Source organism: Cupriavidus sp. D384 (genome assembly GCF_001652915.1).
In the GTDB taxonomy this organism is placed as follows: Bacteria; Pseudomonadota; Gammaproteobacteria; order Burkholderiales; family Burkholderiaceae; genus Cupriavidus.
On the sequence record NZ_BBQI01000013.1, the window covers coordinates 17839 to 42436 of the forward strand.

21 protein-coding genes are annotated in these 24598 nt (G+C 63.3%); 13 read left to right on the plus strand and 8 right to left on the minus strand.

Features of this window, described 5'->3' with window-relative positions; translation table 11 throughout:
* The first annotated feature begins 114 nt into the window (after window positions 1–114).
* Window positions 115–1026 carry a LysR family transcriptional regulator gene (locus tag A9J21_RS06720; RefSeq protein WP_066733156.1) on the plus strand — a complete coding sequence of 304 codons (912 nt, stop codon included), beginning with the start codon at window positions 115–117 and terminating at the stop codon, window positions 1024–1026.
* 498 nt (window positions 1027–1524) lie between these two features.
* Here the strand turns inward: A9J21_RS06720 and aspA are convergent, their stop codons facing one another.
* The 8 genes from aspA to A9J21_RS06760 all read right to left on the minus strand — a co-directional run bounded on the left by aspA (window position 1525) and on the right by A9J21_RS06760 (window position 10617).
* The gene (aspA, locus tag A9J21_RS06725) at window positions 1525–2952 is read right to left on the minus strand and encodes an aspartate ammonia-lyase (RefSeq protein ID WP_066733157.1); all 1428 of its coding nucleotides are present in this window, start codon (window positions 2950–2952) and stop codon (window positions 1525–1527) included.
* 192 nt (window positions 2953–3144) lie between these two features.
* Window positions 3145–4647, minus strand: a complete 1503-nt coding sequence (locus tag A9J21_RS06730; protein WP_066733158.1) for a M81 family metallopeptidase — start codon at window positions 4645–4647, stop codon at window positions 3145–3147.
* Between the two features lie 12 nt (window positions 4648–4659).
* A complete protein-coding gene (locus A9J21_RS06735; protein WP_066733160.1) occupies window positions 4660–5961 on the minus strand; it encodes a Zn-dependent hydrolase in 1302 nt (433 codons plus the stop codon).
* 23 nt (window positions 5962–5984) lie between these two features.
* Window positions 5985–6689: an ABC transporter ATP-binding protein gene (locus A9J21_RS06740; protein ID WP_066733162.1), complete on the minus strand. Its 705-nt coding sequence runs from the start codon at window positions 6687–6689 to the stop codon at window positions 5985–5987.
* Window positions 6686–7453, minus strand: coding sequence for an ABC transporter ATP-binding protein (locus tag A9J21_RS06745; RefSeq protein WP_066733164.1), 768 nt, complete (start codon window positions 7451–7453; stop codon window positions 6686–6688). Before A9J21_RS06745 ends, A9J21_RS06740 begins: the two co-directional genes overlap by 4 nt.
* Window positions 7450–8448: a branched-chain amino acid ABC transporter permease gene (locus A9J21_RS06750; RefSeq protein WP_066733247.1), complete on the minus strand. Its 999-nt coding sequence runs from the start codon at window positions 8446–8448 to the stop codon at window positions 7450–7452. The genes A9J21_RS06745 and A9J21_RS06750 overlap by 4 nt, the downstream gene beginning before the upstream one ends.
* A gap of 2 nt (window positions 8449–8450) precedes the next feature.
* Complete coding sequence (locus A9J21_RS06755; RefSeq protein ID WP_066733169.1) at window positions 8451–9308, minus strand: branched-chain amino acid ABC transporter permease; 858 nt, start codon at window positions 9306–9308, stop codon at window positions 8451–8453.
* 106 nt (window positions 9309–9414) lie between these two features.
* On the minus strand, window positions 9415–10617 hold the full coding sequence (locus A9J21_RS06760) for an ABC transporter substrate-binding protein (protein ID WP_066733171.1): 1203 nt from the start codon (window positions 10615–10617) through the stop codon (window positions 9415–9417).
* Between the two features lie 362 nt (window positions 10618–10979).
* On the opposite strand from A9J21_RS06760, the gene A9J21_RS06765 reads away from it, so the two are divergent.
* From A9J21_RS06765 to A9J21_RS06820, 12 genes are all read left to right on the plus strand, one after another.
* A complete protein-coding gene (locus tag A9J21_RS06765) occupies window positions 10980–11822 on the plus strand; it encodes a FadR/GntR family transcriptional regulator (RefSeq protein WP_066733173.1) in 843 nt (280 codons plus the stop codon).
* A 497-nt stretch (window positions 11823–12319) separates the two neighbouring features.
* Window positions 12320–13114, plus strand: a complete 795-nt coding sequence (locus A9J21_RS06770) for a class II aldolase/adducin family protein (RefSeq protein WP_197497467.1) — start codon at window positions 12320–12322, stop codon at window positions 13112–13114.
* A 134-nt stretch (window positions 13115–13248) separates the two neighbouring features.
* A complete protein-coding gene (locus tag A9J21_RS06775; RefSeq protein ID WP_066733177.1) occupies window positions 13249–14814 on the plus strand; it encodes an ABC transporter substrate-binding protein in 1566 nt (521 codons plus the stop codon).
* Window positions 14815–14851: 37 nt separating this feature from the next.
* Window positions 14852–15826 (plus strand): ABC transporter permease, encoded by a 975-nt coding sequence (locus tag A9J21_RS06780; RefSeq protein WP_066733179.1) that lies wholly within the window; start codon window positions 14852–14854, stop codon window positions 15824–15826.
* A 5-nt stretch (window positions 15827–15831) separates the two neighbouring features.
* Window positions 15832–16680 carry an ABC transporter permease gene (locus A9J21_RS06785; protein ID WP_404851349.1) on the plus strand — a complete coding sequence of 283 codons (849 nt, stop codon included), beginning with the start codon at window positions 15832–15834 and terminating at the stop codon, window positions 16678–16680.
* Between the two features lie 5 nt (window positions 16681–16685).
* Window positions 16686–18449: an ABC transporter ATP-binding protein gene (locus tag A9J21_RS06790; RefSeq protein ID WP_066733250.1), complete on the plus strand. Its 1764-nt coding sequence runs from the start codon at window positions 16686–16688 to the stop codon at window positions 18447–18449.
* Window positions 18446–19420, plus strand: coding sequence for a glyoxylate/hydroxypyruvate reductase A (locus tag A9J21_RS06795; protein ID WP_066733182.1), 975 nt, complete (start codon window positions 18446–18448; stop codon window positions 19418–19420). The genes A9J21_RS06790 and A9J21_RS06795 overlap by 4 nt, the downstream gene beginning before the upstream one ends.
* Window positions 19421–19433: 13 nt before the next feature.
* Window positions 19434–20834, plus strand: a complete 1401-nt coding sequence (locus A9J21_RS06800) for an aspartate aminotransferase family protein (protein ID WP_066733183.1) — start codon at window positions 19434–19436, stop codon at window positions 20832–20834.
* Window positions 20831–21754: a DMT family transporter gene (locus A9J21_RS06805; protein ID WP_066733184.1), complete on the plus strand. Its 924-nt coding sequence runs from the start codon at window positions 20831–20833 to the stop codon at window positions 21752–21754. The genes A9J21_RS06800 and A9J21_RS06805 overlap by 4 nt, the downstream gene beginning before the upstream one ends.
* On the plus strand, window positions 21747–22478 hold the full coding sequence (locus A9J21_RS06810; protein ID WP_066733185.1) for a GntR family transcriptional regulator: 732 nt from the start codon (window positions 21747–21749) through the stop codon (window positions 22476–22478). The genes A9J21_RS06805 and A9J21_RS06810 overlap by 8 nt, the downstream gene beginning before the upstream one ends.
* Window positions 22475–23503: a histone deacetylase family protein gene (locus A9J21_RS06815; protein ID WP_066733186.1), complete on the plus strand. Its 1029-nt coding sequence runs from the start codon at window positions 22475–22477 to the stop codon at window positions 23501–23503. The genes A9J21_RS06810 and A9J21_RS06815 overlap by 4 nt, the downstream gene beginning before the upstream one ends.
* Window positions 23500–24591 (plus strand): phosphotransferase, encoded by a 1092-nt coding sequence (locus A9J21_RS06820; RefSeq protein ID WP_231906838.1) that lies wholly within the window; start codon window positions 23500–23502, stop codon window positions 24589–24591. The genes A9J21_RS06815 and A9J21_RS06820 overlap by 4 nt, the downstream gene beginning before the upstream one ends.
* Window positions 24592–24598: the final 7 nt, after the last annotated feature.

Sequence of the window (24598 nt, forward strand, 5' to 3'; positions counted from 1 at the left end):
GTCTGGCTCCGGGATAGTTGGAAAATCGGTCGGGTCCAGCTACTCTACTGGTCGAATAAGCTCAGATAAATCGTCAATTATCGACATATCTGGTCGATTTTTTCGACCAATACCATGCAGACTGCCCTTCCCTCCACCTCCGACCTGCGAGTGTTCGTGCTGGTCGCCCAGTTAGCCAGCTTCACACAGGCCGCGCTGCGGCTCCAGGTGCCCCGGTCCACCGTATCCACCTCGATCCTTCGCCTCGAACAGCAACTCGGCGCCCGACTGCTCCAGCGGACAACGCGGCGCGTGGTGCTGACACGGGAGGGAGAGGAACTGCTAGGACGCACCGAGCGGCTGTTGGGCGACTTTGAGGAGCTGGCCCAGCTGTTCAGCACTCACAACCAGCCGTTGCAGGGGCTGCTGCGTGTGGACATGCCCCTGGGCATGGCAACCGGCGTGGTCATGGCGACATTGCCGAAGTTTATGGAGCACCATCCCGAATTGCAGATCGAGGTGTCGAGCACTGACCGGCGGGTCGATGTGGTTGCCGACGGGTTCGACTGCGTGGTGCGCGCAGGCAGCGTGGTGGACGAAACCCTGGCGTGCCGGCCACTTGGGCGATTGCCCCTCGTCAACGTCGCCAGCCGCGAATACGTGCAAGCCCATGGAACGCCCGAAAGCCTCGCCGATCTCGACGACCACTGGCTCGTCAACTACATGCCCAACCCATCGAGTACGCCGGTTGGCTTCGAATACTGGGATGGTGTCAAAGTTGTCAGCGCGACCATGAAGCATCGGATGACGGTCAACAACAGCGCCGCGTACAGCGCCGCATGTCGGGCTGGTTTCGGGGTTGCGCAAATCCCCATGGCGACTGCCACGCCCGATCTGCGCTCCGGCTTGCTCGTCGAAGTGATGAAACAATATCCGCCTGCGCCGATGCCAATCAACCTGCTTTACCCCCATCGCCGCAACGTTCCGGCACGCGTGCGTAAATTCGGCGACTGGCTGGGTGAGGTATTGGGGGCGACTATCGCCTGATGTGCATATGGACGACTACGGCGTGCGCGCGGCTGGCCGCTCGTCGCGTACCGTGTTGGGCGCAGGATAGACTTCGTCGCCGCGAGTGAATGACTCACGCGGCGGAGGCGGCGTCGCGGTGGTGTCCCGGGGAACGCCTTCGCATCCCGCCATCGCCGTGGCAAGCAGGCCAACGGCCAAGCCAGTCACCATACCGCGAAACAACGCGCGGCCAGTGCACGATCTCCGTGTGTCGGACATAAAGGGGTTCCCCAATGCGCTCGTTCAACCGGCCGCCGTAGCGGTACAGCTATGTCTTGCTTTCGGATGTTACTCCCTACAGGGCAGGCTGTCCCCGGACAAACACATCCGGGTGCCTCCAATGCCCTTCCTCCATATTGAGGATCTTCCCCAGGCCGAGAAAATAGTCCGCAAAGGCAAGCACGCGCGGCAAAGCGCGTTTGATTCTCATCCTAATGAAAGGCCTGCGCCGTCATGCACTCCGGCGCCGGCGACCGTTCAGCGCGACGGATCCTTATTTCCGAGTGGTACCGGCTGCGTCAGTGTTTCAGGTCGAAGGATTCGGTCCAACTCCTCCTTCGATAACAAGCCCTTTTGCAGCACGATTTCATAGACGCTACCGCCCGTGGCATGGGCTTCCTGCGCAACGGCGGTCGCATTGGCGTATCCGATGTATGGGTTCAGCGCTGTCACGATACCGATGGAATTTTCCACGATCGCGCGAAGCCTTTCTTCGTTGGCGGTAATCCCCTTGACGCAACGCTCAGCAAGCGTCAAGCAACCATTCCGGAGGTGACTTACGCTCTTGAAGAGGCTGTGGGCAATAATCGGCTCGAACGCATTGAGTTGTAGTTGACCTGCCTCTGCCGCGAAGGTCACGGTGACGTCGTTGCCAATCACCTCGAAGGCGATCTGATTGACGACCTCTGGAATGACCGGGTTTACCTTTCCAGGCATGATGCTGGATCCAGCCTGCATCGGGGGCAGGTTAATTTCGTTGAGCCCTGCCCGTGGCCCGCTCGACAGCAGCCGCAGGTCGTTACAAGTCTTCGATAGCTTCACCGCTACACGCTTGAGCACCCCGGACAGTTGCACGAAGGCGCCGCAGTCCTGCGTTGCTTCAATTAGATTTGGGGCCGTCTGCAAAGGGATGTGCGTAATGTCCCGGAGCCGCTGCAATACCAACGGTGCGTATGACGGGTGCGCGGTGATGCCGGTGCCGATCGCGGTGGCACCCAGGTTGATCTCGCAGATAAGCATTGACGCCTCACGCAAGCGCTGCTCATCCTCACCTAACATCACCGCGTACGTGCTGAACTCCTGGCCCAGCGTCATCGGCACGGCGTCCTGCAGTTGGGTACGCCCCATCTTGATAATGTGCGCAAACTCTGTCGCCTTGGCCTCGAATGCGCTGCGCAGCGTGGCCATCGCCTCAATCAGTCCGGCGATACCAAACCAGGTCGCCACCTTCAGCGCACTCGGATAGACATCGTTGGTGCTCTGGCCAATGTTGACGTGCTCGTTCGGATGAAGATGAGCGTATTCGCCCTTATTGTGGCCCAGCAGTTCCAAGGCGCGATTGGCGATCACCTCGTTGGCATTCATGTTTGTCGAGGTGCCCGCACCGCCTTGAATCACGTCCACAACGAATTGGTCATGCAAATGACCAGCGATGATTTCCTTGCAGGCATCGACGATGGCATTGCATCGTGGGTCATCCAGGAGTCCCAACTCGTGGTTGGCAAGGGCCGCCGCCTGCTTGATTGCCGCGAGCGCCTTGATTAACTCTGGGTAGATGGAAATGGGCGTTCCGGTGATAGGAAAATTTTCAACCGCACGAAGGGTGTGGACGCCATAGTAGGCATCCGACGGCACTTTTCTATCCCCAATGAGGTCGTGTTCGATACGAAACGGTGTGTCGGCCATGACTTGTCTCCCTCAGCAACATGCGTAGTGTATGGAGCTGACATCCTCGGCGTGGGTGTCATGCAAAGAGAGTATTACGCTCACCACGATACTGCCGGTTATGCAACAAGAACATGGGGATGATAGGCATCGAGGCTGGTCGGGGCGTCCAGGAGCACAGAGTGCCCGACGGACGGGACGATTACCGCCCCGTCACGCGGTGGAATCGTCCTGGGCTGGCCATGCCGCATCCTTGTCCAACGGAAACACGGGCCGGGATACGTTGCGGAACGGGAATCTCTCGTAGCGGGAACTGGTCACGCCTTCGCCATCGCACTCCACAACTGCCTTGGCGATAGGGACGAAGACCGGTCGGCAGTACATACGCGACTTCAGCAGCAGAAATCGGGCTGCGAGCGGGTCGATCCCGACATTCGTAAAGATGCCAAGATCCCAATGCTCCTGGGGCGTTTCGGTGATGACGACTTTCGCCGCTCCTGTATCGAGCAAGGCAGTACGCCCCATGCGGATCCTCTGGCCCGTATAGGTGGGGCCCGAGATGACGTACTCGCCGTCGCTGATTGCGGCAACAGTGCCGGAAAGCGTTCTGGATTGCGGGAACAGGTTGAGTTGGGGCATTGCCACCTTGTCGCCCACCTTGAGCGTGACGTTCGTTCCAACGCCCGCTGCGATGAGTTCTGCCACGGCTTCGGGATCACACACGGGCCCAACCGCAATGTCCTCCAGGCCTTGAGCCAAGGCTTCATGAAGGACCGCCATGTTGTCGCACGTTCCGCCCGACATGCAATTGTCGCCGTGATCCAGCAGCAGTACGGGACGATGTTCTGCAGTCGCATTGGCAGCCTGGGCAGCCGTGGCGACGGATACGGCGAGCGGATCGGACTCATACGAAAAGTCCGCCCGATCTTCCCAGATCTGCGCGGCGATGCGATCGGCTACGGCCTCCGCCGCTTTCTGATCGCCGTTGCCGACCACGATCACGCTCAGGCACGGTGCCGGAATGTCGGCCAGGCCAAAGCCGGCCAGCACGGAGACCGCCAACATGCCGTCCCGCTCGGCTTCCTTCGCCCGGGATACTGCCCGCTCCATGGCCCCTTCGTCGGTTCGACTCCTCAGGGTATGCGTGATGAGCGGCGGCCGACGCCACGCCATGACCGGGCGTATCCGTCTTGCCACCATGTCCAGGAGCAGGCGGCCGGCATGCTCCCCCGTTTCGTACATATCGACGTGGGGATATGTCTTGAAGCTGACTGCGATGTCTGCGTGATCGATCAGCGATTGGGTGATATTGCCGTGGAGATCCAGCGCCACGGCAAGCGGCGCGTCGGGCAAGACCTGGCGCAGACGCGCGAGCAACTCACCCTCGCCGTCATCGCTGTTCTCAGCCACCATTGCGCCGTGGAGATCCAGCATGACCGCGTCGCAGCCTGGTGCTGCCGCGACGATGGCATCCGTCAAGTGCGTATAGGCCGCAGCCGCCACGCGTCCGCTGGGATTTGCACCGGCAATGACCGGTACCACGATCTCCGCGCCCGCTGCCTCGGCAAGTTCAATGAACGCGCCGGCTGCGGTGCGGGTTCCTTTCGCAGCCCTGTAACCTTCGGTCCCGTAGCGCGGATGGAAGGACTCCAGCGGCGTGGCTACCGGTGAAAACGTGTTCGTTTCGTGGTTCAGCCTGGCAATCAGAATCTTCATGGGTTCCTCGGCTTATCGACGTGAGGTCGACGATGGCTGGTTTGCGACATCGAGCATGGCGTGCAGCAGCACGTTGGCTCCCGCTTCCAGATGCTGGGGCTTCGCGTCCTCGATTTCGTTATGGCTGATGCCGTCCTTGCATGGCACGAAGATCATCGCAGTCGGTGCAACACGCGCGAGATAGACCGCGTCATGACCCGCGCCACTGATCACGTCCATCTCCGATAGACCCAGTGCCGCAGCCCCCGTACGCACCGCATGGACCAGGTCAGTATCGAACGGTTGTGGCGGAAAGTAGACGACCTGCCGGACGTCGATGGAAACGCCATGGCGTGTCGCCAATTCCTGGGTCCGGGTCAAGAAGTCATCGTGCATGGCGGACAGGCGCCCGTCGTCCGAGGCCCGGAGATCCACCGTCATGCTGACACGCCCAGGGATGACATTGCGCGAATCGGGGTGAACGCTCAGGCAGCCCACGGTGCCACGTCCATGTGGCGGATGGTCCAGCGCAATACGGTTGACAATGCCTACAAGCTCTGCGGCAGCAAGCAGCGCATCCTTGCGAAGCGCCATAGGTGTCGGCCCCGCGTGGGCCTCCATCCCCGTTACCGTGACGTCGTACCATCGTTGCCCAAGCGCGCCGGTAACCACGCCGATGGTGGTCTCGTTTGCTTCGAGCACCGGCCCTTGTTCAATATGGGCCTCGAAGTACGCACGGGGCTTACCCTCACCCAGGGGTGCCGAACCTTCATACCCGATGGCCTTGAGTGCCTCTCCCACCAAGATGCCATCCCGATCGGTCTGCGCAAGCAGGCCCGCAAGCTCGAACTCGCCGATGTACGCGCCAGACCCCATCATGACGGGCACAAAGCGCGAGCCCTCTTCGTTCGTCCAGACGACCACCTCCAGCGGCGCGTGCGTGACAATCCCATGATCATTGAGGGTTCGGAGGACTTCAATGCCGGCGAGCACGCCATAGTTCCCGTCAAACTTGCCGCCAGTCGGCTGCGTATCGATGTGGCTGCCCGTCATGACAGGTGGCAGGCTGTCGTTGCGCCCTGCCCTGCGCGCAAAGATGTTGCCGATGGCGTCAATGCGCACCGTGCACCCTGCCGCCTTGGCTTCCCGCACGAAGAAATCCCGGCCCTGCCGATCCAGTTCGGTCAGCGCGAGGCGACAGACGCCCCCTTTGGGCGTCGCGCCGATCTCGGCCAGACGCATCAACGAGTCCCACAACCGGCTCCCGTCGATGCGTAACGCTTCTCCCGCGCGCGCGGAGGTGTCGTCGCAGCGGCTTGCTTGCGTGTTGCCCATGCTGTCTCCAGTGCGATAACAGATCAAACCGCGAGACCGACGCCGAGGTACTTGTCCTTGACGGCATCGTCCTGGCGGAACGCTTCGTTGCTGCCGGTGTAGACCACCTTGCCCTGTTCGATGACGACATGACGATCGGCCAGTTGCATGCAGACTTCCAGGTTCTGCTCCACGAGGAGAATGGGAACCCCCGCAGCCTTGATGACCTTGAGTTGCGCGACGATCTCTTCGACGATGACCGGCGCCAGGCCTTCCACCGGCTCATCGAGCATGAGCAGGCGCGGGTGATTCATCAGCGCGCGTCCGATCGCCAGCATCTGCTGCTCTCCCCCGGAAAGCTGTGCGCCGCCATTGCTGCGTCGCTCGCGAAGACGGGGGAAGATCCGGTACACATCGTCAAGCTGCCAGGGAGACGCCTTCTTCGCCGCGAGCTTCAGGTTCTCCTCGACGGTCAGCAACTTGAAAATGCCGCGATGCTCCGGCACGAAACACAGGCCTTGCGACGCAATGCGAAACGGCGCCATGCCCGCCACGTCCTTGCCCCGAAACAGCACGCGCCCACCGCGCGGGGCCACGATCCCGGCAATGGCTTTCAGCGTCGTCGACTTACCGGCGCCATTCCGGCCCAGTAGCGTGACCAGTTCCCCATCGCCGATGGCCAGCGAGACGCCCTGCAGCACATGGCTCTTGCCGTAGTAGCCGTGAATATCCTGTACATCGAGCATCATGCCTTGCCCCCGGTGATCATATTGCCGAGATAGGCGGCGCGCACACGTGGGTCGCCGCGCACGTGGGCGGGCGCCCCTTCCATCAGGACCTTGCCCTGCTGCATCACGGTGATGGTGTCGGAGATGTCCATCACGATATCCATGTTGTGTTCGATGAGTACAACGGTATGGTCCTGCACCAGACCGCGAATCAGTCGCTTCATGGCGCCCAGGTCGTCCACACCCATCCCGGAAGTTGGCTCATCGAGAAACACCGCACGCGGGCGCGCTGCCAGCGCCATGCCCACTTCCAGGCGACGTTGCTGACCATGCGAAAGCACGCCGGCAGCGGCATTTGCCACGTGCGAAAGCTCGAGCCGGTCCAGCACCTGGTCCACGACTTCGGTGCAGGCCAGTTCACCAGTCGGCAAGCGCCAGCCGCTCATGGCCTTCCTGGGCGCCGTACCGAGCGCGGCCAGCCGCAGGTTTTCCCGGACGGACAGGTTGGGAAACAGACTCGTCACCTGGAAGGATCTCGCGATGCCGCGCTGCACCCGCTGATAATCGGACTCGGCCGTGACATCCTTGCCCTCGAACACGATCCGCCCGGCACTGACAGGTCGGGTTCCGGTGAGCATGTGGAAGAGCGTTGTCTTGCCAGCGCCATTTGGGCCAATCACCGAATGGATGGTCCCTGGCATCACGCGAAGATCTACGCCGCCCAGCGCCATGAACTTCCCATACTGCTTGACGATACCCGTCGCCTCAAGGATCGGTGTAGTCATGCGCGCTCCTCCTGGGTGGCCGCCGCGCTCCGCACGCCTCGCAGGCGCATAGCGACAGATGCGCCGAGACCCCACAGCCCGCGTTGCATGAACAGGCTGACGGCAATGAGAAGGAAGCCCAGCAACATCAGCCATCGTGGCCAGAGTGTCGACAGCCAGTCCGCGAGCAGCACATAGAATGCAGCGCCGAGGACAGAGGCGAAGATGTTGCTGGTCCCGCCGATCACCGTCATGATCAGGATCATTTCACTGGCGTGGTAGTCGATGTTTGCCAGCGGGGCAATCCCTGTCAGCATGGCGTGCAACGCACCGGCCAAACCCGTGACCGCGCCAGAGATCACGAACGCCAACAACTTGAAGGCGCGGACGTTATAGCCCACGGCCAGTGCCCGCTCTTCGTTGTCGCGAATCGCCAGTAGCGTGCGACCGAGGACAGACTCCGTGACGCGCAGGACAAGGGCGAAGACGATCAGGAACAGCACCGCCACGAAGCCGTAGAATCCCCAGGACGAGGTCAGGTCGATCAGGGCATGCCCGCCAATGGCGATCGGTGGCCGGGGAATATCGAGCAGGCCGTTGTCGCCACCGGTGAGACCAGGCGCCGTATACGCGATGAAATAGAACATCTGCGCGAACGCCAGGGTCAGCATCACAAAGTAGGTACCGCGCTGACGAATGGAGAACCATCCCACCAACCCCGCGGCCAGCGCACCGGTTACGGCAGCGCCCAGGAGCGCGACGGGCATCGGCAGGCCGCCAAACCGCGTCAATGCGAGGCCCACCGCATAGCTGCCGAGCCCAAAGAAGATGCCCTGGCCAAACGACAGCAAGCCGGTGTATCCCAGCAGGAGATTGCAAGCCATGGCCGCCATGGCGTAGATGAGCACTTCGGTCGCGAGCGTCCCCGAACGCATCATCAGGGGGAGCAACACGGTGATACCGAGCGCGAGCCACCAGTAGCGGTAGCGGATTAGCCATTGTTTGCCTGACGCCATCATCATCCCCTCCCCAGCAGACCATGCGGGCGCAGCAGCAGTACCGCAGCCATCGCCACATAAATCATGAGCCGCGCACCTTCCGGCCAGAGCGTGCTCATCAGGCTCTGCACCACCCCGACCAGGAGCCCGCCCACCAGTGCACCGGCGAAACTGCCCATGCCGCCCACCACGACCACGATGAACGCCACCCCCAACGCCTCCACACCCATGAACGGCTCGGCACCGCGGATGGGCGCCGCCAGCACACCTGCAATGGCTGCGGTGCCGGCGCCGAGCGCGAACATCAGGCTGAACAGCCGGAACACGTTGATGCCCAACAGCGACACCATTTCTGTCGATTCGCTGCCGGCGCGAACGGCACTGCCAATGCGCGTGCCCTCAAGCAGCCACCAGAGGGCCATCGCCAGGAGCGCGGTGAATCCGATCACGAAGAGCCGGTACTTCGGGTAGACAAAGTCGCCCCACATCACGACGCCCTGCAGCACGTCTGGCGGCGGGACGTCCACGCCAAGCGGCCCCCATCCGACGATGATGAGTTCCTGGATGGCCAGCGCCAGTCCGACGGTAATGAGAATATGAAATTCGTGGGGCTGCGCGTAGACGTAGCGCAGCATGACTTTCTCGGTGAGCCATGCCAGCGCGCCGATGAGCACCGGGGCCAGTACGAGCGCGGCCCAGAAGTTCAGGCCGAACTGGAGGGCCTGGAAGCAGAGATAGGCGCCCAGCGCATAGAAGGCACCATGGGCAAAGTTCACAAAGCGCAGAAGTCCAAAGACAATCGATAGCCCCACTGCCAGCAGGAAGTAGAGCATGCCGATCCCGACGCCATTGATCACCTGTAGCAGATAGACGTTCATAAACCGAGCGAATGAGTGCGGCCGCCAGACTGCGGCGGCGCAGCCCGGTGGCTCGTATTGAACTGGGGGGGCTGCGGTCAGAACCGCCGCAGCTTCGCGCGGCGGCTTATGCCATCTTGCACTGCGTCTGGTCGAGCGGCAGGAATGCTTTCCCAACGCTCACGACTTCGGCAAAGTCATCCTTGTCCTTCATGCGGGACTTGGCTTTGCCTTTCAGGAGGTAGTAGTTCTTGAGGACCTGGTGGTCACCGGCACGAATTTCTTCGGGGCCGGTCAGACCCTCGTATTTCAGCCCTTCCAGGGCGGCGACGACGGCCTTGGGATCGGCAGTGCCAGCCTTGATCATCCCATCGACCAGTATCTTCGTGCAGATATACGAACCTGCCAGGCTGTAGTTTGGATTGGCCTTGAATTTATCGTTGGCGCGCTTCACCAGATCGCGGTTCAGGGGCGTATCCACACCGTGCCAGTACTGCGCACCGAAGTAGACGCCTTCGCAGAGATCCGCGCCCAGCGACTCGAACTGCTCCAGCCCAGACGCCCATGCGACGAGGATCGTCGTGTTCTTCTTCATGCCGAAGCTCACGGCCTGTCGAAGCGTGTCCGAGGATTGCGAGCCAAAATTAAGGATCAGCAGCACATCCGGCTTGGCGGCCAGCGCGTTGGTGAGATATCCGCTGAATTCCTTCTCGGTCAGCGCGTGATAGCTGTTGCCGACGTGCTCGATGCCCTTTTCCTTGAAGATGGCCTTTGCTGCAGCAAGGAGCCCTTCGCCAAACACGTACTGGGGCGTGATCGTGTACCAGCGTTTTGCCTTAGGCATCGCGTCGATCAGCGGACGCACGGTACGCTCGATCGCGCCATATGTGGGCACGGACCACCGGAAGGTCGAACGATTGCAGTCCTTGCCCGTAATCTCGTCGGCGCCTGCAGTCGTCACGAAGACCCCGCCGAGCTTCTCCGCTTCCTTGCCCATGGCAAGCGATTCGGAGGAGAGAATCCCGCCGGCGAAATAGCGCGCCGATTTCTGCTGCGCCAGCTCCTGCACCTTTCTGACGGCCGTGGCGGGCTTGCCTTCCGTGTCGAGGACGCTGTACTGCAGCGGACGTCCAAGGACCTTGCCGTACTGCTCCACCGCAAGCTTCATCCCGAGATCCGCAAACTTGCCGTTTGCGGCAAACGGGCCGGACATCGGCACCGGGCACCCCAGCTCGATGGCTTCGCCTGCGGCAAGGGCGGTGCGTGAGTAGGTCACTACACCTGGGACTGCCGACAGCGCAGCCAACTTCAGCACATCACGACGGTTCACGGCTCACTCCTCGTAGATGGGGATTGTGCGGTGAAGCAGCCCTTTGAGTGGCCCGAATGCCACCTGGACAGACTCCACATGTGCCGCCTCCTGGCGCCGACACAGCGAGAGGCAGGTCGATCTTGTTTATCCTATTTATGATGATAAATAGAATAGAATCATCTTAGGAAGGACGAGAACGGCTTGTCAATGAACCGGGGGTCAGGGTTTACGCAGCCTCGATTGCGCGGGCTGCCCATTTACGCCGCTCCGATTCGGACTGCCACGCCTTCGCCATGCGAACGCCTGGCGACGCTGGTTAGAATGGCGCGCAGCAAATCCGGACACGCCAAACGCGTCCGGCACTCACCAAGGATTGGGCAATGTCGACGATGTTTCGCGAGGCCAAGGAAGGCACCATCGGCATCCGCAAGCAAAAGCGCGCGGACCTGGTTGCCGAAGAGCTGAAGAGGCTGATTACCCAACGCAACCTCCGACCCGGTGACAAGCTGCCGCACGAGGTCAAGCTTCAACAGATGTTCTCGGTCAGCAAAAGCACGATCCGGGAGGCACTGAAGTCTCTGGAGGTGCAAGGCCTGATCAGTGTGTCCACGGGGCCTACCGGTGGCGGCACGATTGTCGAGGTCCCGCTGGATCGTACGTTCCAGCTCATGCAGAACTACCTGTTCTTCAAGGATGTGGGAATTTCGGACGTGTACACCATTCGCAGGCTTCTCGAGCCGGAGCTCGCAGCAGGCGCGATTCCCCATCTGACGGAAGACGATTTCCGGGCGCTCGAACGCACCATCGACCTATGCGATCCGGCCTCGAAGGCCGCAGCCGAATCGCAGATGCTCGACCAACGCCAGGAAGACCTGACGTTCCATGACATCCTCGCCGCAGCCAATCCAAACCCGATGCTGCGTTTTTGCTGCCAGCTGATCAACGAAATGCTGCGGCAACTCGTTGTTTTTGGAAACGAAACCCCAGCGTGCGAGCATGAGCGCTTTGGCGCAGCGAATGTTTCATTTCACCGCCGTATCCTGGAAGCGGCCCGTGCGCGAGATACCGACAAGGTACGTGCACTGATGTCGGCGCATATGGAAGAGTGCACGCATTTCGTCACCCGTATGAACGGTCGGGTGCATGGCCGGCTTGTACTGGATTCGGAGATGACGCGGCGTACGTGGTTGAAGCCACAGGACGCCCCAGAAAAACCCGAGTGAGACCGGATGGCGCTGTTCGCCGGCGAGGTCGAATGGGAGTTCGTCGGTTTTCTTCCAGGCCGAACGGTTGCACTCCACCATGGAGCCATGGTCCGGCACCCCAGGCGTAGCAATGAAAGCATCTTATTGCTGCAGTGCGCCCAAGCCGGTCTGAAGTAACGCTCCGGCGCCCGGTGTCGCCTATGCGCCGCATTTTTGCCGCACCCTTTTTGACGTTGCGCACCAGGGAATCGGGCTTTCGCATCAAAAACGCGCACCAACTGCGCGCGGCCTGCGGTGCGTGGTTTGGCCCGATTTCATCCAATCGGCCGGGCATCAAAAAATAATTCCTCAGTAAATCAATGGTTTCCCTTCAGGCTTGCGACCTGCGGGGTTGTCCCTACCTTGCCTGTGGCCTGCTCCTTGCATATAACTTTGCAATGTCAACTGTCGACAGCCGACAGAAACCAGATGTCCCCGAGCGTCGTGCCTTCCAACCAGCAAGGATCATGAAACCTATGGGCAACACTGTCTCCGCACTTCCCCTCCATTCCATACCGTCCGCAGAACGGCAAGTCCGTGAAGACCTGGCCGCCGCGTATCGGCTGGTAGCGCTGTACGGCATGGACGACAGCATCTACACCCATATTTCAGCGCGCGTGCCGGGTACACACGACCGGTTCCTGATCAACCCATTCGGCACGCTGTTCCGCGACATCACGGCATCTTCACTGGTCTGTATCGATCTCGACGGCAACATCATCAGCGCGCCGCCCGGATACGACGTCAATCCCGCCGGCTTCACCATCCACAGCGCCGTGCACGCTGCCCGCCATGACGCGGCGTGCGTGCTGCACACGCATACCGTGGCCGGCGTTGCGGTGTCGTCGCTGGCGTGCGGGTTGCAGCCGGCCAACCAGTGGGCGCTGCAGTTCCACGATCGCGTGGCCTATCACGACTTCGAAGGCATCGCGCTCGACCTCGATGAACGCGAGCGGCTTGTGGCCGATCTGGGCCCGCAGAAACGCGCGCTGATCCTGCGCAATCACGGCCTGCTCACGCTGGGCCGTAGCGTGGCCGAAGCCTTCATCCTGATGCACAACCTGGAGCGCGCTTGCCGCGTGCAGGTCGCCATCCAGTCAACCGGCCAACCCGAGTACGTCGTGCCCGCCGAAATCCGCGAACGGACGGCACGCCAATACGAAAGTGGCGATACCAATCGGCTGCCCGGTGCCCCCGACCCGTACGCACGGGAATGGCGCGCCCTGCTGCAGCGTCTGGCGCCGCAGACGGAAGCCTCGTACCGCGCATAGCCACACGGCGCCGCAAGACGCGTGGCGCCTGAATTCATCGATCGATTAGAACACCGCGCCCGTCGCGCGGTGCGGGCCGCGTTCGCCCTGCCAATTCGCATCACCAGAAATTCTGCCCCCAGGAGAGATTTGTCATGAATCGTCGCGAACTGATCAAGTTGGGTGCCGCCGCAGGTGGCTTGTCGCTGGCCGGTGTGCCATTCCACGTGCTCGCGCAAGGCAAGAAAGGCGGCGTGATCAACGCGCTGGTGCAGCCGGAGCCGTCCGGCCTGATGATCGGCATCACGCAGAACGGCCCCACGCAACTGATCTCGGGCAACATCTACGAAGGCCTGCTGCGCTATTCCGAAAAGATCGAGCCCCTCCCCTCGCTGGCCACGTCGTGGACCATCAGCCCGGACGGCACGCTCTATACGTTCAAGCTCAAGCGCAACGTGACGTGGCATGACGGCAAGCCGTTCACTTCGGCCGACGTGGTGTTCTCCGCCGATGTCTTCCTGCGCAAGACCCACGCCCGCCTGCGCGCCAACCTGGCCGTCGTGGATTCGATCCGCGCCGTGGACCCGTACACGGTGGAGTTCAAGCTCAAGTATCCGTTTGGCCCGTTCCTCAATATCTTCGAGGTGGGGTCCATGCCGATGGTGCCAAAGCATATTTACGACGGTACGGACTTCCTGACCAACCCGGCCAATGCCCGGCCCATCGGCACCGGTCCGCTCAAGTTCAAGGAATGGGTGCGCGGTTCGTACATCCAGCTCGTGCGCAACGAGCAGTACCACGAGCCGGACGTGCCGCTGGTCGACGCGGTCTATTTCCATGTGATTCCCGATGCCGCAGCGCGGGCCGCCGCATTTGAATCGGGCAAGGTGGACCTGGTACCGGGCGGCACGGTCGAATATTTCGATGTGCCGCGCCTGGCCAAGCTGCCGGGCGTGCAGACCTCGACCAAAGGCTGGGAATTCTTCGCACCGCACTCCTGGCTGTGGGTCAACCATCGCAAGGGCGTGATGGGCAACGTGAAGTTCCGCCAGGCGATGGCGTTCGCGATCGACCGCGAAGCTATCGCCAAGGTCGCGTGGCAAGGCTATGCGAAGACCGCCACCGGCCCCTTCAACAGCCACATCAAGTTCTACAGCACCGACGTCGCCAAATATCCGCGCGATCTCGCCAAGGCCAAACAGCTGCTGTCCGAATCCGGCTACAAGGGAGAAACGCTGCGCTTGCTGCCGCTGCCCTACGGCGAGACATGGACGCGTTCGGCGGAAATCGTGCGGCAGAACCTGCAGCAGGCCGGCATCAAGATCGAGATGACACCGACCGACGTAGCCGGCTGGATCGAACGGCTGAACAAGTGGGACTACGACCTGGCGTTCACGTACGTCTACCAGTATGGCGATCCGGCGCTGGGCGTCGCGCGCAACTACACGTCCGACAACATCGCCCAGGGGTCGCCGTTCAACAACGTAGAAGGCTATCGCAACCCGAAGGTGGACGAACTCTTCGCGGCGGGCTCGCGCGAACTCGATCCAGCCAAGCGCGCCGAGATCTACAAGGCAGTGCAGAAGATCCTGCTCGACGAAATGCCCGTGGTGTGGATGCACGAGCTGAACTTCCCGACGCTGTTCCGCGCGCGGCTGAACAACCCGATCAGCTCCGGCATCGGCCTCAACGACAGCCTTGGCCGTGCCTGGATGGCCTGATGGCGCCAGCCCCCCGTACCTCGTTTGGAGTTCCGTCATGAGTCGTACCCAGCGCATGTTCAGCCGGCTCGTCCAGGGTGTGTTTGCCATCCTGGTCATAGCCACCGTCAACTTCCTGCTGATCCGGGCCGCCCCCGGCGATCCGGTCTCGGTGATGGCCGGCGAAGCCGGCGCCTCCGATCCCCAGTTCGTGGCCCAGCTGCGCGCGCAGTTCGGGCTCGATGACCCACTGCCGGTGCAGCTTGGCAACTACCTATCCCACGTGGCGAAACTGGACCTCGGCTTCTCGTACCGGCAGCAGCAACCGGTGCTGGACCTGATCGTGCAACGCTTGCCGGCCACGCTGCTCCTGACAGGTACAGCGTTCGTACTGTCGGTGCTGTTCGGCGTGGCGCTGGGCGCGTGGGCCAGCCGGCGCGCGGGCAGCCTGACCGACAACGCCATCACCACGTTCGCGTTGCTGTTCTATGCCACCCCGTTGTACTGGCTGGCGATGATGGCGGTGCTGCTGTTCTCGGTGCAACTCGAATGGCTGCCCGGTTTCGGCTATTTCACCGTGGGCGCGGACTTGCATGGCATGGCGCGCGTGGCCGATATCGCGCAGCACCTGATCCTGCCATCGCTCACGCTGGCGCTGTTCTACATGGCGGTCTACGCCCGCATGACGCGCGCATCGATGCTGGAAGTGGCCCAGATGGATTTCGTGAAGACCGCGCGCGCCAAAGGGCTGCGTCCGGGCCGCATCCAGCGCGCACACATTCTTCGCAATGCCCTGCTGCCAGTGGTGACGCTGGCTGGCATCCAGGCCGGCGGGATGATCGGTGGTGCGGTGCTGACCGAAACGGTGTTTGCGTGGCCCGGCATTGGCCGCCTGATGTTCGATGCCCTGCTGCAACGGGACTACAACCTGCTGCTGGGCTGCTTCCTGGTCACTGCCGCCATGGCCGTGGTGTTCAACCTGATCACGGACTTCGTCTACACCCTGGTCGATCCGCGTATCGAGATGCAATGACAACCATGAAAACCAACCAATCCTTCTGGCAGCGCTTCTGCCACAACAAGGCTGCGGTGCTGGGCCTGGCGGTCATGGCCGCGGTGGCGGTACTGGCGATCTTCGGGCCCCTGATGGCTGGCAACGACCCATGGGACATGGTGCAGCAACCGTTCCTGCATCCGATGCAGGAGGCCGGCTTCGCGCTGGGCACCGACACCATGGGACGCGACATCCTGGCCGGTGTGATTCACGGCGCGCGGGTATCGCTGCTGATCGGCCTGGTATCGACGCTCGTCTCGCTGCTGATTGGCGTGACGCTCGGTGCAGTGTCCGGCTACTTCGGCGGCTGGATCGATGCGGCGCTGATGCGCTTCACGGAAATCTTCCAGTCAGTGCCAAGCTTTGCCCTGGCGCTGGTCCTGGTGGCGATCTTCGAGCCCTCGATCCTGTCGATCGTCGTGGCTATTGCCATCGTGTCCTGGCCGCCCGTGGCCCGCCTGGTACGCAGCGAGTTCCTGACCCTGCGCCAGCGCGATTTCGTAGCAGCAGCACAGCTGGCCGGACAGTCGACCCTGCGGATCATCGTGACGCAGATTCTGCCCAACGCCATGTCGCCGATCGTCGTGATGGCATCGCTGATGGTGGCAACGGCCATTCTGCTGGAATCGAGCCTGAGTTTCCTGGGCCTGGGTGACCCCAATCACATGAGCTGGGGCTACATGGTGGGCTCCGCGCGCACCGTGTTGCGCCAGGGGTGGTGGATGGCCGTGTTTCCCGGTGTGGCCATCCTGCTGACGGTGCTGGCGCTGAACATGGTCGGCGAAGGACTCAACGATGCGCTGAACACGCGCCTGCGCAGAAAGGGACGGTGAACCACATGACTGACAACGCCAAGCAAGACACCGCGCCGGTGCTCGATATCCGCGGGCTCAGCATCCGCCTGCCGGAGGGCGGCGACCGCGCACTGGCCGTCACCGAAGCCTCGCTGACGCTGCACGCTGGACAGACCCTGTGCGTGGTCGGCGAATCCGGCTCGGGCAAGTCGATGATCGCCAATGCCGTGATGGGGCTGCTGCCGCGCCCGCACGTGGAACCCGTGGCCGGCGAAATCCTGCTCGATGGGCAGAACCTGCTCACGCTCGGCGAGCCGGAACTGCGTCGCCTGCGCGGCCAGCAGATCGCCATGGTCTTTCAGGAGCCGATGACAGCGCTGAATCCGGTCATGCGCATCGGCGAGCAACTGGCCGAAGTGTTCGACGCGCACCTGAACCTCGGTGCGGCGGAAAAGCGCCAGCGTATCGTGGCCGCGCTGGCCGACGTGGGGCTGCCCGAACCGGAACTGATCTACGACAGCTTTCCGTTCCGCCTGTCTGGCGGACAGCGACAGCGCGTGATGATCGCCTGCGCGATGATCCTGCAACCCAGGTTGCTGATTGCCGACGAACCCACCACGGCACTGGACGTGACCACGCAGGCGCAGATCCTGGCGCTGATTCGCGACCTGCAGCGCAAGCGTGGCATGGCGGTGCTGTTTATCACGCATGACTTCGGCGTCGTCTCCGAGATTGCCGATCAGGTGGTGGTGATGCAAACGGGTCAGGTGGTGGAGGCCGGGCCGGCTGCCAGCGTGCTCGGCGCGCCGCAGCACCCCTACACGCGCAAGCTGCTGGCTGCCATCCCCGGCGGCGAGGTTCGTCAACCGCAGGTCGATGCCGCCAATGCCGAATACCATCGCGTGCTCCAGGTGCAGGACCTGTGCAAGACCTACCGCACCGGCGGCAGCCTGTTCCGGCGCGGGCGCGAAGTACCAGCCGCGCGCAACATCAATCTCGAACTGCTGCGCGGCCAGACGCTGGGACTGGTCGGTGAATCGGGTTCGGGCAAGTCGACGCTGGGCCGCTGCATCACCGGCCTGGCCCCGTTCGACAGCGGCCGCATCGTGTTCAACGGCCGCAACCTGCCGCAGGGCGGCAGCCTGATGCAACGCTCCGGCGGCAAGATCCAGATGGTGTTCCAGGATCCGTATGCATCGCTGAATCCTCGTCACCGCATCGGCGCAGCCATTGCCTCCGGGCCGATTGCCCAGGGCGTGCCACGGGCCGAGGCCATGGCGCGAACGCTTTCGCTGCTGGCACTGGTTGGACTGGGACCGGAGGCCGCCGAACGGTATCCGCACGAGTTCTCGGGTGGCCAGCGCCAGCGCATCGGCATTGCCCGGGCGCTGGCGATGCAACCGGAGCTGCTGGTGGCAGACGAACCCGTCTCCGCCCTGGACGTGTCGGTGCAGGCGCAGGTGCTGGAATTGTTCGCCACGGTGCGCGAGGAGTTCAAGCTGGCGATGGTCTTCATCACTCACGACCTGCGCGTGGCCGCACAGATGTGTGACCAGATCGCGGTCATGCAACGTGGCGAAGTGGTGGAATATGGCGACACGGCACGCGTCCTCGGCGATCCACAACACGCTTACACCCGCAAGCTGATCGACGCCATTCCAAAGCTGTCGCGCGAAGCGCAGCCTGCGCAAGACACACCCGATGTGGCGCATCAAGCCGAGCGTCATGGTGCAGTGTGGGCACCCGGTGCCGAGGCGTACGCACCGCCCGCGCCAGCGATGGCGGCCCGCGCAGGAGGCTACGCATGAGCGCCCTTCCCGCCGTGACCGCATCGGAAAAGCGCCGGTGCGTGGCGCTGTTGAGCAGTGTGCTGGACATGTCGTACCTGGCGTCCGCCTTCCGTCAGGTCATGCCAGACGTGGACCTGCGCTTCGGTGCAGACCTCGGCGCGCTTGACGATGTGGACGCTGCCGTGTGCTGGTATCCCCCGCCACACGTACTGGCCAGCATGCCCCATCTCAAGCTCGTACAGTCACTGGGGGCTGGCATCGACCATTTCCACACGGACCCGCATCTACCGCAGACACCAGCGCTGTGCCGCATCGTGGACACCGACATGGCCGGCACTATGACCGCATACGTGACATGGGCGGTCATCCACCGGCAGCGGTCCATGGGCCACTATCTGGAAAGCGCAGCCGCCTCGCAGTGGCAAGAGCAGCCCATCGTGCCACCAGGCCGCCATTGCGTAGGCATTGCGGGGCTCGGCACGCTAGGCGTGGCGTGCGCCCAGGCATTGCGCGGCATCGGCTATCGCGTACGCGGCTGGAGCCGTTCCGCCAAGTCCGACCTGCCCGAGGGCATTGAATCGTTCCACGGCCCCGAAGGGCTCGACGCCTTCCTGCAGGGTTGCGACACGCTCGTATGCCTGCTGCCCCTGACGCCGCAGACGCAAGGCTTCCTGAATGCCGAGTTGTTTCGACGCTTGCCCAAAGGCGCCCATCTCATCAACGTCGGGCGCGGCAGCCATCTGGTAGAGGCCGATCTGCTGCGCGCGCTGGAAGACGGCACGCTCAGTGCCGCCACGCTCGATGCGTTCGCCCAGGAGCCGTTGCCAGCCGGCCATCCTTTCTGGCGCCACCCGCGCATTGTCGTCACGCCGCATATCGCGGCGCGCACCGAAGCCATTGCGATTGCGCGGCAAACGCGTGACAACCTTGACGCGCTGGAACGCGGCGAACATCCCACCGCCGTCGTCAACCCCAAACTTGGATATTGAGCCCCCACCCAACATGAACGCTGCCCTGCCTCCGCACATCGAACCCAGCGACCTGCCCACCGACCTGGCCAGCGAGGATATCGCCGCGCATCTGCATCCATTCACGAACCTGGCTGCGCACCCGGATGTGGGTCCGCTCGTCATCACGCGGGGTGACGGCATCCACGTCGAGGATGACCAGGGCCGCCGCTATGTCGAGGCCATGTCGGGCCTGTGGTGTGCATCGCTCGGCTTCAGCCATGCGCGCGTGATCGAAGCCGGTGTGGCCGCCCTGCGCGAACTGCCGTACTACCACACGTTCAATCACCGCTCGAACCCCAACGTCATCCGCCTGGCGGAGAAACTGCTGTCGCTGGCACCGGTGCCGATGTCGAAGGTGTTCTTCGCCAACTCCGGCTCCGAAGCCAACGACACTGCCGTGAAGCTGGTCTGGTATTACCACAATGCCATCGGCCAGCCGCTCAAGAAGAAGATCATTGCCCGCAGCAATGCCTACCACGGTGTGACGGTGGCCGCCGCCAGCCTGAGCGGTCTGCCCAGCAACCATCGGGACTTCGATCTGCCGATCGACCGCATCCTGCGCACCGCATGCCCGCACCACTATCGCGGTGCGCAGTCCGGGGAAAGCGAGCGCGACTATTCGCGCCGCCTGGCGCGCGAGCTCGAAGCGCAGATCGTCTCCGAGGGCCCGGAGACCGTCGCGGCGTTCATTGCGGAGCCGGTCATGGGCGCTGGCGGCGTCATCGTGCCACCCGAAGGCTACTTCGAGGAGATTCAGGCGGTGTTGCGACGGCACGATGTGCTGCTGATCGCCGACGAAGTGATCTGCGGCTTCTGCCGCACGGGCGAGATGTTCGGCTCCACGACATTCGGCATGCAGCCGGACATCCTGACCACGGCGAAGGCGCTTTCGTCCGGTTACATGCCGATCTCCGCAGTGATGGTGTCGGAGACGATCCACGCGGCGATTGCTGCCAACAGCGGCAAGATCGGCACGTTCGGGCATGGCTTCACTTACTCCGGGCATCCCGTGACCGCTGCCGTGGCATTGGAAACGCTGCGCGTGTATGAGGACGACCGGATCCTGGCGCACGTGCAGGCCATTGCGCCGCATTTCCAGCAACCGCTGCGCGCGTTTGCCGGCCATCGCCATGTGGGCGAAGTGCGTGGCGTGGGGCTGCTGGGTGCCGTGGAACTGGCGCGCGAGCCGGCTGAGCGCCAGTCGTTCGACCCGACCCTCAAGGCGGGGCCACGTGTGGCGCAGCTCGCACAACAGCACGGTCTGATCGTGCGTGCGATGGGCGACACGCTGGCGTTCTGCCCGCCCCTGATCATCACGCCGTCCCAGATCGATGACCTGTTCGAGCGGTTCGACCGCGCCATGGCCGACTTTACGCGCGAGATGGATGCATGAGCCAGTCGCCGGCTTCCGCCATCGCACTCACGCAAGCCGTCAACACCCGCCGGCAGGGCGTGGCGCTGTTCTTCTGCGCGCTGGTGTGCTTTGCATGCTACGACGCGTTCTGCAAATGGATGCTGCAGGACGTGCCCGCGCCGCTGATGAACCTGACGCGCTATATCAGCGTCAGCACCATCGCCATGCTGTGGCTGGTGCAGGCCGGCGAGCTTCGCATATGGCGCACGCCATGCAAGGGGCGACTGCTGGTTCGCGGACTGGCGCTCGGCATTGTGGCGACGTGCTTCATGGCGGCGCTGGTGACCATGCCGCTGGCCGAAGCCACCGCGATCTACTTCACGGCCCCGTTGATGATGGTGGCATTGTCACCAGCGCTGCTCGGCGAGGCCGTGGGGCGCACGCAGTGGTGCGCGGTGCTGGCGGGCTTTGGCGGCATGCTGCTGATTGTGCGGCCTGGCGGCAACCTGCCGCTGGCGGGCACCGTGCTGATGGTGATCTCGGCGGTCTGCTATGCCTTGTTCCAGTTGCTGACGCGCCAGCTCGCGGGCAAGGTCTCAGGCGCGGTGATGTACGGCTGGACGGCACTCGTGTGTCTGTTGCTTACGGGCATTCCCGCGTTGCTGATGCTGCCGCAAACCTTGCCGCCGTGGCCCACGCTGCTGTTGATATTGGCGGGCGGCGCTTGCAGCGGCGTGGCGCAACTGTTGCTGCTGGCGGCATTCCGGCGTGTCACCGCATCCACGCTGGCGCCACTAAACTATTTCCAGCTGCTGCTGGCAGTGCTGATCAGCACTTTTGTGTTCCACAGGCCGCCCGACGGTATCGCCCTGGCCGGCATCGGCATGATCATGCTCTCCGGCGGCTACCTGGCCCTGCGCAGCCAGCCGGCATCCCTTTCGAGGAAATCTCATGTCTAGCCCTTCCAACGCCATGTCTTCCAGTTCTCCGTTTGCGTCGATCGAAGCCGTCGACCTGGTTGCGGCCGTCGAGGCGCAGTTGACACAAGCGATTATCGAAGGCCGCCTGCCTCCAGGCAGCCGCATCGTCGAGGCCGACATCGCGCGGCGCATGAACGTAAGCCGCGCGCCCGTGCGTGAAGCCGCACGACGCCTGGAGCGCCAGGGCGTGCTGGTAGCCAAGCCGCGCCACGGCTTTGCCGTGCGCACCGTAACGGTCCGGGAAATCGACGATCTGTTCCAGGTGCGGCTGAACATGGAACTGATGGCCGCGTCACTGGCCTGCAAACAGGCCTCCGATGCGGGCCTGGACCAGCTGATCGCGATGGTCGACGACATGGTGCGCGACGCCGAATCGCTGCCGCAGATCGAGCGCGTGGCGCGCGACCTCGCGTTTCATACGGCCATCTGCGAGCTGTCCGGCAACGCGTACCTGCACCGGGTGTTCTCCCAGATGCTGACGGAGATCCGCATGGTCGTGGCAGTGATCGACAGCGTCTATCACGATCCCCGCGCGGTGGCCGAAACGCACCGGCCAATTGCCGTGGCGCTGCGCACCCGGGATGTCGACGCCGCCACCGCCGCCCTGCGATTTCATATCGAGGACGGCTGGAAGCACGTCCGCAATGTTTTCATGACCAAGCATGGTGCCAACCAGGCGCCCACCATGGAGTCTGTCCTGTGAAAGTCGTCTACAGCAACGAGCACATCGATCACGACCCCCGCGCGTTCATCGTGCGCGGCCGCATGAAGCGCAGCAACGAGCAGCCCGAACGCGCCGAGCGGCTGCTGGCCGCCGTGCGGGCGGACGGCTACGACGTCATTGCGCCCGATGACCACGGTCCCGGCCCCCGTGCGGCCATCCACACGCCTGAATACCTGCGCTTCCTGGAAACCGTCTACGACCGCTGGCAGCTGCTGCCCGACGCTTCCGAGGAGGTGCTGCCCAACATTCATCCGTTCCCGGGACAGCCCTGCACCTATCCCGATAGCGTGGTGGGCCAGGCTGGCTATCACATGGGCGACGCTGCGTGCTCGATCGGCCCGCACACATGGCGGGCAGCGGTGGGCGCCGCGAACTCGGCCGTGCATGCTGCCGAACTGGTGTTGGGCGGCGAACGTGCCGCGTACGCGTTGTGCCGCCCGCCCGGCCATCATGCTTACGTGGATCGCGCCAATGGCTTCTGTTACCTCAACAACAGCGCGATTGCGGCACAGCACTTGCGGCGCGCGCATGACCGTGTGGCGATCCTCGATATCGACATGCACCACGGCAACGGCACCCAGGGCATCTTCTACCACCGCAGCGACGTGCTGACCATTTCGCTGCACGGGGATCCGCATCTATTCACGCCATTCTTCACGGGGCATGCGCACGAGCGCGGCGATGGCGAAGGGCTGGGCTACAACATCAACGTGCCGCTTGCCAAGGGCACTGGCGATGAAGCCTACCTGGCGGCGCTGGCGCGTGTGATGGACATTCTGCGCGCCTACGCGCCCGGTGCGCTGGTCGTCGCGCTCGGGCTGGACGCCCATGAACGCGACCCGTATCAGGCACTGGCGGTCACCACGCCGGGCTTTGCGCGCATTACCGCCGCCATCGCCAGGCTCGGACTTCCCACCGTCCTCGTGCAGGAAGGCGGTTATCTGTCCGAGGATCTCGGGCCAAACCTGTCCAGCGCGCTGCGCGGCTTCGTGAGTGCGGCATGAGCGCGGTCATCATGGCGCCCGCCGAGGGTGGTCGCGCAAAAGCCCCGGCATCCGCGGTGCTGAATGCAACGTCGCCCGCCGCGCCGCTGGAATGGGCACACGCGTTGCTGGCGCGTCATTGGGGCATGTCGGGCGAATTGCGCGCACTGACAGGCGAACGCGACCGCAACTTCCTGCTGGCGCCGGGCGGCGGTGCGGCGCAGCCGCGCTATATGCTCAAGATCTCCCACCCGGCCGAGACCCCGCTCGTGGCGGACTTCCAGACGCAAGCACTGCTGCATATCGCGCGCAGCGACCCCACCCTGCCGGTGCAGCGCATCCTGCCGACGACCGTTGGCGAGGCTTCGGTGCTGGCCCAGGCGCCCGATGGCAGCATGCGAGTGACACGTCTGTTCAGCTATCTGGAAGGCGAGCCGCTGCCCAAGGCCCGACGCTCTGCCGCGCAGGCCAAGGCATTGGCAACCATGCTGGCACGGCTGGATCTGGCGCTGCGCGATTTCCATCATCCGGCCGGCGCGCTGGAATTGCCGTGGGACATCCAGCGTGCCGACAGCATCGCCCCGCTACTGGACAGCATCGCCGATCCTGCGCGGCACGCGCTGGCGCAGCGGGCACTGGACCGATTCGTCACGCATGTGAAGCCCCGCCTGCAGGCCTTGCGCACACAGCCCGTCCACAACGACTTCAACATCTTCAACCTGCTGGTGGACGCCCACGATCACGATCGCATCGCGGGCATTCTCGATTTTGGCGACATGGTGCACGCGCCGCTGGTCAACGATCTTGCCGTAGCTGCGGCCTATCAGGTGGATGCCGATGGCGACACGCTCGACGCGCTGTCGCAATTTGTGGCCGCCTATCACGCAGTGTTGCCACTGGAACCGCAAGAAGTGGAACTGCTGTTCGACCTGATACAGGCGCGCCTGTTGATGGTGGTGGCCATCAGCGGCTGGCGCGCGGCGCGCGAACCGGCCAATGCCGACTACCTGCTGCGCAACAACGCCATCTCGTGGGCACGGCTGGCCGCCTGCGATGCCATCGATCGCCAACACGCCATTGCGGCGCTCTTCGCGCGACTGCGCGCCTGACCGAGGA